We start from the raw sequence: 12,790 nt of genomic DNA, 5'->3' as shown, positions 1-12,790 counted from the left end.
GCATAAATAAAGAAAAAGATGGATAATTTGAAGTTTTCACTGGCCTCAATGCAAGTTGGATGAATCAGCGCGACCTGATGTTTTCAGCCACACGCCACAGCACACCACTTGGGTCAGTGATACAAAACTCAAGCATTCCCCAAGGCTGTTCAACAACCTCGGAAACGGTAACTTCAAATTCCGACACTACATTAGAGTTTTGGATGTGTTGATACCAACTTTTTACGTCTTCAACCAGCAAGTGCATCATGTAATTGTGACAGTGCGCAGGTTCATAAAAGTTTTGCAGAAGGAACGCACAACTGCCGTGACGCAGATAGGCGATATCGTGAAATTCAGACATCACTTCGAAGCCGATTGACTGGTAAAAGCGCTTGGATAAAACGAAGTCTCTCGCGGGTACGAAAGACTTAATTTCTGAGACTTTTAGGTTTTCCATCCTACATCCTTATAGTGTTGATATTCTGCTCCTGCCACGCTTAACGCCTTAAGTGGTTACAGCGTTTATTCAGAGCCCTGCTGAAATGAGTCGACTTCGGCTTGGGTTAAATAACGCCACTGGCCTGCTTCAACATCTAAACGAACATCACCAATCTGTTCACGGTGAAGGCCAACAACTCGATTCCCTACCGCGGCAAACATTCGTTTTACTTGATGAAACTTACCCTCTGTAATGGTCAATAGCACTTCTTTACTGGTAATCACTTCGAGCTCTGCCGGACGCGTCAGTTTTTGCTCGCCTTGCAATTGAATGCCCGCTTTGAACTTGTCTGCGACATCGTCTTTGATATCTCGTGACAATGTCACGCGATAGACCTTCTTACATGACTTGGTTGGCAGCGTGATATTGAATGACCAGCGCCCATCATCGGTAATCAAGACTAAGCCTGTTGTGTCTGCATCTAAGCGCCCTGCGATGTGCAGTTCTGATGCTTTGTCTACCTCGATGTAGTTGAACAACGAAGGATAAACCTCATCGATATTGGAGCAAATAGTACCCGCTGGCTTGTGCATTAAAAGGTATCGAAATTCACGTAACTCAAGCTGCGTCCCATTTAACAAGATGGTGTTGCTTTCATGAACCTGAGTCGATTCATCGGTGACAATCTCGCAGTTTACGTTCACCTCGCCATTATGGATGCGTTCAATCGCTTCAGGCTTGGTTAGTTCAGTGCTTTTGCATAGGTATTTATCAAGGCGCATTAATCGTCAGCGCCACATTTTGCGCATGGCTTGTAGGTACGTTCGCCTTGAGCAATCACCACATAGTCTCGAACGCAGTTATCACATAGCGCCAACTTTGGGTAAGCGTCTTTCTGTTTCTTTGCGTTGATGTCGCCTTCGGTGGTGTATACGGTTCTCATTTTTATACCTTTGTTTTAATAACTTGCTAGGCGCAAATTGTATCACTGTTTACAGCCTTGATTGGAGTGGTGTTAGGTTGTAAAAGTCATATTTAGCACTTCTGTTCTAGGCTCCCTTCCCGAAACGGTTTAACCATGAACAACAAAGTCAACGTGCCACGCCTATCAGTGGTAAAATGACAAAAGCTCACCAACCAATGAAGTCACTAATGAAAAATTGTAATCAATGCGGGAAATGCTGTATCAAATACGGAGATGGTGACCTTGCCGCAACGCAAGAAGAGATTGATTTGTGGGAGTTGTTCAACCCAGACATCTTTGAATATGTTCGAGGAAGCGAGATATGGTTTGACCCTGAATCTGGCGAACGTTTAACTCGCTGCCCTTTTCTGGAGCTAGTTCCGACGAAAGACACCAAGGCTCAAGCCAAGTACACCTGTAGTATTTACTTAGACCGACCAGAAGATTGCAGACACTACCCCAGCCTAATTAATGAGATGGTACGAGATGAGTGTGAAATGATTGAGGTGGTGGATCTACAAGATACGAAAAAAGCTCAAAGAAAACTCGACATTCTGATGAAAGATAGTCGCCCTTCAAGCTTTTCATAAGCACTGATCTATAAAGATCCTGACTAAACAGTCGTTTTGTATTAACGAACCATTATTTACTGATAAGTGGTAAATACTGGTTCGCTTCTAACCAATCAAGCGCAACCAGTGCCGCCAGTGAACATACCGCTCTGTCGTTGCCATCCACAAACTTAAGCTCTTCAATTTCGGCATCTGGAGACAGTTCGCCAGTATAATCAGCAAGATAACAAGTCAATTGCACCGATACACCTTCTGCTTTACCGTCAGCTTGGCCTGTAAACGTCTCAACGTATTTGATAGAATCAGGCACCAAATCTACCGAGATCTCTTCTTTGATTTCGCGAACCAGTGCTTGCTCATCACTTTCGCCAGCTTCACGCTTACCACCCGGTAGGTAGAACAGTTCTTTGCCTTTTGATCTCACCATCAACAACTTGCCGTCTTTGATGAATACCCAAGCCAGCTTATCAATTACCTTATGCATGTCGTTAGACCTTATTCTGTTTTAGTTCTCGTTATTACTGAATCTAGCCACACCATTAGTCGCGACCAAACAAAGCCTGCGTATGTTACACGCTGCAATGAATATACTCTATTGAATCGAATAGGAAATATCATCGCCAAAACGAAAAATGACAGCGTTCGAGACAATGCTCATCAACTGTCATTGGCGATGTTTACGAACTGCTCTCTAGCTGCCCGCGAATAGTATCAATCGACTAGCCACTTAAGCGCAGAGTCATGGTCTTCGAATGATTTTATCTCACCAGACACAAACCAGCCCCCTACTTTTGAAGCGAATTCTTGCCAGCTTTTATCACCATAAATCGCGATTTTGTCTATCTTCGAATTGAGCTCTAATCCCAATTTGAAATCATCCCAAGCAGCACGCAACTCCCACCCCGTTAAAGTGGAGATGTCGACAAGCATCTTGAGTTCGGATGAATCGAGTTCTTCTAGCGTGGTATTTAGAATTGGCATCATGGCTTGATAGTCATCATGTGTGAGTTTACCTTTCGCTTTAAACACAACAATAGTTTCACCACTAACACGTTCAATTCCAACCGATATTCCGTGACGTTCGATATTCATAGCCTAGCCCTCATAGTGGAAACTAGACTTAGCTTAGAGGATTAAATAACAAAGAGATGAGAAGTTGGCGTCAAAACGGACAAGCGCTTTATCTGAACTTAATATCAAGTAGTTAATCGCGCTTCTCCAACAGTTCGCTTAGGGATTGAACTTGCATGACATTCGGATGCTCTGACTTAAGCTCAACTCCTTCCATGTTCAGCCACACCGCTTGCAAACCCGCTTCAAGTGCTGGGTAAATGTCTTTCTCTAGGGTGTCACCCACCATTGTGATGTGTTGTGGTTCAACACCGAGCTTAGAAATGATGGCGGGATAGAACTCCGGTTCGAACTTAGAAAAGCCAATGCTCGCCTTACAAAAGTAACCCAAGATATATTGAGACAGGCCAACACGCTCAAAGGCTCGAATGATGTCGTTTTTACTTGAATCACCGGCATTGGTGGCAACATAGACTTGATGATTTTTGGAGAGTTCAGCAAGTAATGCACGAGCACCACTCACTTCTTGTACGGTTTCCCAGTCACACATCTTCCCTTGTGCGTCTGAGAAATCGACCATCAGCGTATTGCCCCAGTCGAATAAGACTATTTCTGTTAATTCGATTAGCTTTGTCATCTTGCCTCCTGCATACGATGAATTATCTAGTATTTAAACGAGCCTATAAAAACTTCTCAATAAGGATCTCATCAAAGTACTGGTCGCCGATCTTACCGTGTTTCTTAGCCGTTCCGACTATTTCAAAACCTTGCTTAAGGTATACCGCTAACGCGCGCTCGTTGTCTGCTCTTACATAGGCGAAAAGCTTTTCATAACCTTTGGCTTTGGCTGCTTTGAATGTGTAATCAAACAACTGTTTTGCAACACCCTGCCCACGGCTATTTGCATCCACATAAGTACCAATAATACCAACATGGTCAAAGGCCTTAGTGTAAGTAGCAAATGGTTCTACATTCTGAAAACCAAGCAGCTGACTTGTCATCTCGTTGACTGCAACGCTAAATACACCACGTTCTGGAAACGACTCAATGAATGCCTTTTCTTCATCAACAGTAAAAGTCTGATCCAAGATCGTATAACGCGCTTCGATAATGATTGGATTCAAGACATCAATAATGCCTTGTGCATCTTCTACTGTTACTTCTCTGATTGTTAAGCTCATACTTCTCTACCTTTTTATTGCTTTGGGCAGATTCTATCGCTACATGCCATCTCTTTGATAGGACAGAATGTTGTCGAAAGCGATATCGAAGTAGAGTTCGTAGCTATTTTGTTCAACATAGTCCAAATGTCGAGTCGCAGTGACGTTTGCTAAGGACAATAGCGGTTCGATGTCTAGTTATCTTGTTTTAGTCAAAGATACCTAAAGTGCCAAGACTTACGATTCAACAAAACACTCACGGTTACTGTATTACTGATAAACCACTTTGAAACGCTCTAACATAAGTAACATGTCTTCACTTGGTGAGATCTTGAGTTCTTCACATTCACGAGAGAAGAAGTTCCAGTGAGCTTTTCTCCACCATTCTAGTGTTTTGTCACCCTCGCCTTCTGCAGCAGCAAACTCCGCACTCACTTCGTTGTATTTGCACGAAGACACCGACGTGATCTCAACAATACAGACGGGCTCACCATCCCAATCGGTGACGACTTGCAAGTGACCAACTATGGGTCTCGTCTCGCCTTCATGGGTATACCAGTGCTCAAGGCCGCAGGACGCCTGTTTTTCACCTTTTAAAATCAACTGCGCGCAGAGGTTGGCGTTGTACTCGTCGGCGCAGTAATAATCAGCACTAAAGGAGGTGTATTGCGAGGCAACGTCTGCTGGCAATGTGTTGAGGTAGCTATCAAGATAAGCTTTACTTCTTTCTTCCATGATTTTTCCAAATTCAATATTAGGTTGAGCCGATAAATACTTATAGATTAAGCATCTGGCTGCATCGGGAGTAACCTATCAAGTCAGGTTATTGCTGTAAACCGAGTGAATATCAAAATGTGGACTGAGAAAGAAGAATATAGGTTGGATTTCGAGGCCAGTACAAGAAGAGCCAAAAAGTAAAAAGAGCTAAAAGCGCCTTTAGGCTGTGCTTTTAGCTCTTCGTATCTCGTTACTAGTACCTCGTAACTGAGCAGGAAATTAACGTTTTAAGAAGTCGACCGCTTTGTCCGGGAAGTCGGTAAACACACCATCGACTTTGACTTGGTTGTAAAAGACATCCAACATGCCATCAAAGTTATCAGCATAAGCTGGGATTCTTCCAGGATCGGCACGGAACGTGTACGGGTGAACGTCTAAGCCCGCGTCTTTTGCTGACTTCATCAATGGCTTAATAATGATGTTATCTTTGGTCGATGCATCGTCCACCAGCATAGGTTTCCATGGGCCAATGCCATCAGCATAGCTAGCGATTTTTGCCATTCCGCCCTTCTCAAACATCCAGTCATAACTGTACGGCGTTGCTTTGTCACCTTGGTACGTCATGGTTTCATTCCAATCTGTATAAGCCATCAACTGAACGAGCTTAAGATCCATTTCCATCGCTGGCATAAGTTCATCATTGATGCGTTGAAGTTCATTGGCGTCGAAACACTGCAAGTACACCTTGTCGTCTTTCGATAGATACCCATATTGTTGCAAGGTGGCAAGCACCGCTTTAGAGATGTCTTTTCCTTCGTGACGATGAAACCAAGGTGCTTTAATCTCAGGATAAATGCCAACGTCATAACCGAGCGTCTTGTTTAGACCTTGGATCAATTCAATTTCTTCTGCAAATGTGGCAACACGAAAATCAGACTGCCACATTGGGAAGCGTGCTGGGAACCCAGCCACTCGATTACCTTGGTCATCTAGGTTAAAGCCTTCAGTCACTTTTAATGATTTGATCTCGGCAAGCGTAAAATCAATCGCATAGTAACGGCCATCTGCACGAGCGCGTGTTGGAAAGCGGTCAGCAACATCAGTCACGCGATCTAAATAGTGATCATGCAATACCACCAGTTGGTCATCTTTGGTCATCACGACGTCTTGTTCGATGTAGTCGGGTTTCATTGCGTAAGCGAGTGCTTTAGCCGGTAATGTGTGCTCGGGCAAATAACCAGAAGCACCACGATGTGCAATCACTAAAGGATCAGCGAACGCATTTGCAGATAAGCTAAGTGCTAATAAAGTCAGAGACAGTGACGTTGTTTTCATTATTGTTTCCCTTGATAAAACAGAAGCAGGATATACCTGCCTCTGTTGTTATTAGTATGGTGTGGTTCAGCTAATAAACTACTGAGTTAGTGCTTCTTTCTCTCGTTCGAGATCTTTTTGTTTATGGTGTGCACGCTCACCGAGGAAGGCGTAAAGCAGACAAATTATTGAAGCAACACAAGCTCCGACCAAAATCATGAAGCCGCCATCCCAACCGTAATGGTCAACCATGAAACCAAGCACCGCATTGGCAGCAACAGCCCCGCCTAGGTAACCAAACAAACCGGTTAAGCCAGCTGCTGTTCCCGCCGCTTTCTTTGGTGCAAGTTCAAGTGCATACAAGCCGATTAGCATTACTGGACCATAAATAAGGAAGCCAATCGCAATCAGTGCCAACATATCAACCGTTGGGTTACCCGCTGGGTTCAACCAGTACACCAACACTGCGACAGTTACGAGAACCATAAACAGGATCCCTGCTGGAGCGCGTCGACCTTTGAACAACTTATCTGAAATCCAACCACACAATAATGTGCCAGGAATACCTGCCCACTCATACAGGAAGTAAGCCCAAGACGATTTATCTACAGAGAAGTCTTTTGCTTCTTTTAAGTAAACTGGAGCCCAATCGAGTACGCCATAGCGGATAAGATAAACAAACGCATTGGCAATCGCGATTGACCACAATAACTTGTTAGAGAAAACGTACTTAAAGAAGATCTCTTTCGCCGTCATTTCTTTCTCATGAGACGTATCGTAGTCGTCTGGGTAATCGTCTTTGTGTTCTTCAATCGGTGGTAAGCCACAAGATTGAGGTGTATCTCTTACCGTGAACCAAACAAAGATAGCAACGAGAGTGGCAAAAAATGCAGGAACATAGAAAGCGGTTCGCCAATCATCGTTAAAAGCCCAAAGACCCAATAAGAACATTGGACCAATCAAACCGCCACCCACGTTGTGAGCAACGTTCCATACCGATACGATCTCACCACGCTCTTTGCGTGACCACCAGTGAACCATGGTTCGTCCACAAGCTGGCCAGCCCATTCCTTGGAACCAACCATTCAAGAACAATAGAATAAACATTGCAGTGATACTGCCTGTTGCCCATGGCATGAAGCCGAAGCAAAACATCACCAGTGCAGACATTAACAAGCCACCGCTTAGGAAATAACGGGGATTTGAACGATCAGAAACGCTTCCCATTAAAAACTTAGATAAACCGTAAGCGATGGATACTGCGGCTAAAGCAATCCCTAACTCTCCTCGACTGTACCCTTGCTCAATCAGGTATGGCATCGCCAAACTGAAGTTTTTGCGAACTAAGTAATAACCCGCATAGCCAACAAAGATGCCGAGAAAAAGCTGCCATCGTAATCGTGTGTAGGTGCTATCGATCTTATCGGTAGATAAGCGATCGATATGCGCCATAGGTTTGAATATTCCAAACATAGGAACCTCATGTGTATTGGGCGATAGAAATAAAATGCTCGAACGAAAAAAGTGTAGCGCTCATTCGAAAGCCTGGGAATTGTATGTGCTTCAGGATTATTTTCTGTGATAGAGATAGCCATTAACAAAAAATAACCTTAAATACAGCACTTTAGTTTCATTTAATTAGACTACGCTTCATATTTTTGTTTTTGATTTCTTATTCGAGGAAGGCATTTGTATATAAATCACACTTTCGAGTGAGCAATTTATTATCAATTTCACTTAACAGAATGTTCGGAACTTCAGTGTGGTAGTTATCAGATCAATAGATTGGTACATATAGAGCATGCATAGTGAATGAGTCAGAATATAAGCTTGCGCAATGCTTAGCACAAATAACACATAGCAGATCGTGATGTATTGTATTTCTTTTCGTTTATTTATCGACCTGACCCGATTGTTTATTGTATGTCTCAAGCGATGCAGCAATGTCTATACACAAGGTGTATACCCGTCACCTTGTAGTGAGGTTAGTCAGTGAGCATCTTACGAATTCAACAAATGATAGGAAATATCATGAACAAATCACTTATCGCACTCGTTCTTACAGCTGTTTTAGCAGGTTGTTCATCTGGCGGTGGTTCAGAACCAGCACAACCTCAATTTGATGGTGATTATGGTTTCGAAAATATCGATCCAGGTTTTGGACTAGATGATTCAGATAACGATGGCGGTTATGAGAACCCTGAATCCGACCCTGGTTATGGTGCCGATGCCCCAACGTTAAAAGACAGAATAGCTCAAGCAGATTTAGGTTTTGTTCATATTCCTGAGTTGGGAGACATTCCTTTCTTTAATAAAGACAACGGTGATGCTCATATAAGCGCCGTTAAACAACGTTCTAATGATGAAGAAACGCTATACAGCATCTACGTAGATGACAAGCCTGTCGGTGAAATCATCGTTCGTGAAGATTATGTGACAATCAGGTCTGGTGACAAGATGATCTCAGGTGAGAAGGAATCTTATCTTGATACTGAACATACCTTTTGGACAGTTAGAGACACTAGCGGAAATGTAGTTGGCGACTTTAAACGCCTAGACGATGGGGTTTGGGTGTTCCGTGAAGAAATAGAGCGCGAGACATTTGTGGTCAAATATCACGACGGCCAGTGGAACTTTATCCCAGTTGCGGATATTAAAAATAAGGTTAAAGACAACTTGCCTTCTCAGGCAGAAGTTACCAAAGTTCGTGCAAAGATGCAGGTCAATAAGCTACGGACTTTAAAATAACGATTACCCCCATTCTCATAACAAATAGGCATCCTCAAACCTAAGAGGATGCCGTTCAAAACATCTACGAAGAAAACACTAACAAAAAGCTCAAGGAAGATCCGGACTAGGTTACTAATCTACTGGCGTTCAATACTTTGAATTCGCCGATATTTTGTATACATAAGCGAGAGATCCAATGACCATCAAAAAGCTTCCCATTCTGACATTAGCCGCTGTCTTGTTGTTCACTATGTCTAACGCACAAGCCTATGAACAAAACCAAGAGGAAACCGCGATTACATTTGGTCTATCGGCTGAACGTGGTTGGCGTGATTGGTCTGCTTCTTACATAAAATATCGCGGCCCGGGTAGCATAGGTTATGGTATTGAGTTTACTCGTTCGGCTTATAACGAAGACGAAGAATCGTACGAATACAAACAACGTGACAACGAATATCAGTTTCACGCCCCTATTGGAATCACCGAAAACTTGTACATCACTCCCGGTTACGGGATTAAGCGAACACATACAGACGTAACTTTTGATAGCCGCGAGTTCTCTGACAGCTCAACCAAACAGGTGGGAGGCTTAGATGCCACCTATATTATGGACAGTGGCTTTGTAGTGACAGCAGGATTCGATAAAGCAGAAGGTGAAGACTTGGAATTCTCAATTGGTGCTGGTATCGCCTGGTAAAAGTAATAAGCCTAATAGATTTAGCAAACAAAAAGGGCCTAGATTTCTCTAGACCCTTTCAAGTAATAACTCTTAGTGACTTTATGTTGGCTAATTAGACAAAACATTTGCTAACTACACGAAGTATTAGCGCGTCACACAAAGCGATTATTCTTCGATGTAAAAAGCTTCTACAGAGCCTTTTAGAGTAATAAGCATTGGCTGACCACGGCGGTCTAGCGCTTTTGGAGAAGGGATCTTAACCCAACCTTCGCTGATGCAGTATTCTTCAACATCAGTACGCTCTTTACCATTTAGACGAATACCGATTGGGTATTCGAAACACTCAGCCACGTGGTGTGGGCTGCGTGGGTTACCTGCTAGATGATCTGGTAAAGCTGGTTTTGAATTAGTATCGCTCATGTTCATTACCTGTATGTACGTAAATAAAAAAAGTGCGCCATTCTAGTCAATATAGGCTTTGTGCTCAACAACTGCTGCAATAAATCGTAGTGATCGTTTTAATCAACAGCGAGTTGTTTGATTTAAAGGCGATATAGGTATCATTTCAAACGAAAATTTAACAGGATTATACGTTATTGATAAAGAGATAGGTTCAATACTCGATAGGTAGATAACCTAATAGTCGGCTTTGCTCTGAGCTTATCGAATAAGCTCTATACTCATCACTTTATGGTTTGCTTCTGAGTCGATATCGACGACTGACCAACCTAACCCTTGGTAGAGTTCCATTACATTGGTGTACACGTACAGTTGAGTTTGTACTGTAGAAGAAACCTGTTTTACACCACGATTAATCAATTCACTTGCAATACCTTGGCCTCGCCATTGAGCATCAACATAAACAGCATTGACCCAAACCACATCTCTTACTTGATGAGGTTCCTGAAAATGGGAATATGCCAAGCCACCAATGACCACATTATCGCGAAGCACTATTATTACTGGAGGGAGTTGTACGCAGTCTTTATAGGTATCTTTAAACTTAAAATCCGACCATTCACTTTGAAACAAGAGCTCTAAATCACTCCAATATGGCGAACTCTCATCGCAATTTCTAAAGATTACTTTCTGCATGTCTTCCCATCCTTTGAAGGGCTAATACGGCCATCCTAGCCTTGGTTTATATCAGTGTAGATAAAGTTACTCTTCTTCGTCGTAATCGTCTGCAGGGTCTTGATTGATCTCTTCGCCACACCCTAAGCATTCGGCTTGCAAATCTGTTGGCATGACAATAATCAAACCACAATGCGGGCATAAATCGCCTTGTTGAAACATCCTGTTATTCCTTCTACTTCACAGCTATTGCTTCGGATACTTTTGCTTACTCGCTTCTAACCAATCATGAATAACTTGGCGAGCAGACTCGGATGGCGGTGCATTTCGTTTCCCGCAAATTTGGTCAATCTCAAACGGAAACGCTTTGCTCGGTACACGACGTAGACCTATGGTTAAACGCTGAGGTTTGAACATGCGGAATACCACATAGCGATCGCTCATGATTCGATTGTGATAAACACCAATGCAGTGTTTTTGCTCCATGCCTTCTTTTTCAAGGTCGTAGTAATCAGTAAGCGGATGAATATTGTCGTTACCTAGCAAAGGAACCGGGTAAGGAATGTCTTTATCCATTGGGCGGTTACCTTCTAAACGACGCAGTTGACGTTGCTCTGTCCATCTATCGTGAAGTTGTTCGAACATCGCAAATGAGTTCTGGCTGGTAATGGCGCGTAATGGATCATCCATCTCCAAATCTAGTCCTAACAATATCGCATCTTGGAACATTGCCATTTTTGAAGGCGCATTAAGCCTGCCCTCTTCCACCATCGCAATGCCCAATCGACTGCCGGTTAGAAATGGATGAACCTGATCCAAACGTAATGCTGTGTAACCAACTTTGGAGTAATGCTTGAATTTAAGAACACGTCTTTGCAGCGGTTCGAGAATTCGCACAATGTGGTCGAGCTCATCACCGACGTTGTAATGAAGCTCTAGCTTATCGATGAATTTTAGGGTCGCTTTACTACCGTCTAAGCCGAGTTTAGCTAAGATCTTCTTTTGCCCTAAACGACTCAGTTCCAACGCTTTCTTATTATCAACACTGTGTTTCATGCAGATTAACGCCAAGATAACCGGCCTTAATTCAAGCAGTTGAGCTGCCTCATAAGTGTTTGCAGCTAACCAAAGCATTTGATATTGATACTCTGGAAAATCATCGGTGATTTCACGATAACGAGCAGGCAACGAATCTAACCAACGACCATTTACATCAAACTGTTCAACGAGGTTGAGGCTTAAACCAATACCACCATCGAGCGGGCGTCTACCATCTTCAAACACATGAAAGCCCACGAGCTTTTGTGACCAATCACTGATCTCAATATCGTAGTCAAAGCCTAATGTGCGAGTGGGAATGGTAAGTAATGCTGTCATTGATGCCTCTTCGTTAATGGCGCGTTGGACTGTCGAACTTATCTAATGGCAAAAAGACTAAAGCTCGGACTCAAGTCACTATAACAACCTTTTGTAAATTTCTTATCAATCAAAGCGATATAAATACGAGAGTACTTAGAAGATCTTTGAATGATGATTTTACGCAATATGAGACCTCTTCGATATCATTTACTTAGAGAGAAACTATGCTTGTAACATCACTAATAACAAGAGGCTTTAATTATGGAATACCGACATATTCTGGTCGCACTTGAAATGTCTGATGACTCAAAAATACTCATTGATAGAGCAACCTTCTTCGCGAACAAACTAGAAACGGAACTTTCATTTGTTTATATCGACGGTACTCACGGAGAAATCTACCCAGAACTCGTTGATATTCAAGAAAATGAGAATGACCTACCTGTCAATGAAGATGCCATAAAACAACTAAGAGAGTTTGAGGCTTACGCTAAACAGCCGGTTCAGCACATCTTTGTGGGTACGGGTGATTTGAATGACAAGCTCAAAGACACCGTAAAAGCGCACAACATTGACCTGATGCTCTGTGGTCACCATCATGATTTTTGGCATAAGATCATCTCGCACTCGAAGCAATTGATAGACTCTTCTCCCGTCGACATACTCGTCGTTCCTATGGACTAGAGCTCGTTCCTAAAGACTGACTGCTTCTATGGACTAGAGTTTCTA

General features: G+C 42.9%; 18 protein-coding genes and 1 pseudogene. 4 read left to right on the top strand and 15 right to left on the bottom strand.

Annotation, left to right across the window (positions count from 1 at the left end; genetic code table 11):
* Window positions 1-64: 64 nt before the first annotated feature.
* From AC3CH4_RS07480 to AC3CH4_RS07470, 3 genes are all read right to left on the bottom strand, one after another.
* A complete protein-coding gene (locus AC3CH4_RS07480) occupies window positions 65-439 on the bottom strand; it encodes a VOC family protein (RefSeq protein WP_171308218.1) in 375 nt (124 codons plus the stop codon).
* 65 nt (window positions 440-504) lie between these two features.
* Window positions 505-1,203 (bottom strand): pseudouridine synthase, encoded by a 699-nt coding sequence (locus AC3CH4_RS07475; RefSeq protein ID WP_488543569.1) that lies wholly within the window; start codon window positions 1,201-1,203, stop codon window positions 505-507.
* Window positions 1,203-1,364: a hypothetical protein gene (locus tag AC3CH4_RS07470; RefSeq protein WP_012604036.1), complete on the bottom strand. Its 162-nt coding sequence runs from the start codon at window positions 1,362-1,364 to the stop codon at window positions 1,203-1,205. The genes AC3CH4_RS07475 and AC3CH4_RS07470 overlap by 1 nt, the downstream gene beginning before the upstream one ends.
* Window positions 1,365-1,573: 209 nt before the next feature.
* On the opposite strand from AC3CH4_RS07470, the gene AC3CH4_RS07465 reads away from it, so the two are divergent.
* Window positions 1,574-1,975: a YkgJ family cysteine cluster protein gene (locus AC3CH4_RS07465; RefSeq protein ID WP_054546373.1), complete on the top strand. Its 402-nt coding sequence runs from the start codon at window positions 1,574-1,576 to the stop codon at window positions 1,973-1,975.
* 52 nt (window positions 1,976-2,027) lie between these two features.
* Here AC3CH4_RS07465 and AC3CH4_RS07460 read toward each other — a convergent pair whose 3' ends face one another.
* The 8 genes and pseudogenes from AC3CH4_RS07460 to glpT form a co-directional block, all read right to left on the bottom strand.
* The gene (locus tag AC3CH4_RS07460) at window positions 2,028-2,441 is read right to left on the bottom strand and encodes an NUDIX hydrolase (RefSeq protein WP_488543568.1); all 414 of its coding nucleotides are present in this window, start codon (window positions 2,439-2,441) and stop codon (window positions 2,028-2,030) included.
* Window positions 2,442-2,668: 227 nt separating this feature from the next.
* Window positions 2,669-3,049, bottom strand: coding sequence for a SpoIIAA family protein (locus tag AC3CH4_RS07455; protein WP_171308215.1), 381 nt, complete (start codon window positions 3,047-3,049; stop codon window positions 2,669-2,671).
* A gap of 112 nt (window positions 3,050-3,161) precedes the next feature.
* A complete protein-coding gene (locus AC3CH4_RS07450) occupies window positions 3,162-3,665 on the bottom strand; it encodes an HAD family hydrolase (RefSeq protein ID WP_171308214.1) in 504 nt (167 codons plus the stop codon).
* Between the two features lie 43 nt (window positions 3,666-3,708).
* Window positions 3,709-4,209: a GNAT family N-acetyltransferase gene (locus AC3CH4_RS07445; RefSeq protein ID WP_171308213.1), complete on the bottom strand. Its 501-nt coding sequence runs from the start codon at window positions 4,207-4,209 to the stop codon at window positions 3,709-3,711.
* Between the two features lie 39 nt (window positions 4,210-4,248).
* Window positions 4,249-4,383: pseudogene (locus AC3CH4_RS07440) on the bottom strand (D-2-hydroxyacid dehydrogenase family protein); the annotation flags it as partial.
* A gap of 75 nt (window positions 4,384-4,458) precedes the next feature.
* Window positions 4,459-4,923: an ASCH domain-containing protein gene (locus tag AC3CH4_RS07435; RefSeq protein ID WP_171308212.1), complete on the bottom strand. Its 465-nt coding sequence runs from the start codon at window positions 4,921-4,923 to the stop codon at window positions 4,459-4,461.
* A gap of 261 nt (window positions 4,924-5,184) precedes the next feature.
* Window positions 5,185-6,240 (bottom strand): glycerophosphodiester phosphodiesterase, encoded by a 1,056-nt coding sequence (gene glpQ, locus AC3CH4_RS07430; protein WP_171308211.1) that lies wholly within the window; start codon window positions 6,238-6,240, stop codon window positions 5,185-5,187.
* 78 nt (window positions 6,241-6,318) lie between these two features.
* Complete coding sequence (gene glpT / locus AC3CH4_RS07425; RefSeq protein WP_017083570.1) at window positions 6,319-7,692, bottom strand: glycerol-3-phosphate transporter; 1,374 nt, start codon at window positions 7,690-7,692, stop codon at window positions 6,319-6,321.
* Window positions 7,693-8,250: 558 nt separating this feature from the next.
* Here glpT and AC3CH4_RS07420 point away from each other — a divergent pair.
* Both AC3CH4_RS07420 and AC3CH4_RS07415 read left to right on the top strand, forming a co-directional pair.
* Window positions 8,251-8,967 carry a membrane lipoprotein lipid attachment site-containing protein gene (locus tag AC3CH4_RS07420; RefSeq protein ID WP_473575286.1) on the top strand — a complete coding sequence of 239 codons (717 nt, stop codon included), beginning with the start codon at window positions 8,251-8,253 and terminating at the stop codon, window positions 8,965-8,967.
* A 178-nt stretch (window positions 8,968-9,145) separates the two neighbouring features.
* The gene (locus AC3CH4_RS07415) at window positions 9,146-9,646 is read left to right on the top strand and encodes a hypothetical protein (RefSeq protein ID WP_146454534.1); all 501 of its coding nucleotides are present in this window, start codon (window positions 9,146-9,148) and stop codon (window positions 9,644-9,646) included.
* A 147-nt stretch (window positions 9,647-9,793) separates the two neighbouring features.
* Here AC3CH4_RS07415 and AC3CH4_RS07410 read toward each other — a convergent pair whose 3' ends face one another.
* From AC3CH4_RS07410 to AC3CH4_RS07395, 4 genes are all read right to left on the bottom strand, one after another.
* A complete protein-coding gene (locus AC3CH4_RS07410; protein ID WP_004733911.1) occupies window positions 9,794-10,048 on the bottom strand; it encodes a DUF3297 family protein in 255 nt (84 codons plus the stop codon).
* A 240-nt stretch (window positions 10,049-10,288) separates the two neighbouring features.
* Complete coding sequence (locus tag AC3CH4_RS07405) at window positions 10,289-10,723, bottom strand: GNAT family N-acetyltransferase (protein ID WP_146454536.1); 435 nt, start codon at window positions 10,721-10,723, stop codon at window positions 10,289-10,291.
* Window positions 10,724-10,789: 66 nt separating this feature from the next.
* Window positions 10,790-10,924, bottom strand: a complete 135-nt coding sequence (locus tag AC3CH4_RS07400; RefSeq protein ID WP_009846853.1) for a hypothetical protein — start codon at window positions 10,922-10,924, stop codon at window positions 10,790-10,792.
* Window positions 10,925-10,948: 24 nt separating this feature from the next.
* Window positions 10,949-12,079, bottom strand: coding sequence for a PcfJ domain-containing protein (locus AC3CH4_RS07395; protein WP_171313100.1), 1,131 nt, complete (start codon window positions 12,077-12,079; stop codon window positions 10,949-10,951).
* A gap of 243 nt (window positions 12,080-12,322) precedes the next feature.
* Here AC3CH4_RS07395 and AC3CH4_RS07390 point away from each other — a divergent pair, with 243 nt between their 5' ends.
* Complete coding sequence (locus AC3CH4_RS07390; protein ID WP_054546383.1) at window positions 12,323-12,745, top strand: universal stress protein; 423 nt, start codon at window positions 12,323-12,325, stop codon at window positions 12,743-12,745.
* Window positions 12,746-12,790: the final 45 nt, after the last annotated feature.

It is taken from the genome of Vibrio sp. QJM3NY_26 (assembly GCF_057786005.1).
Note: the sequence above shows the minus strand (reverse complement) of the source record. Positions and strands in the feature narration are given on the sequence as shown.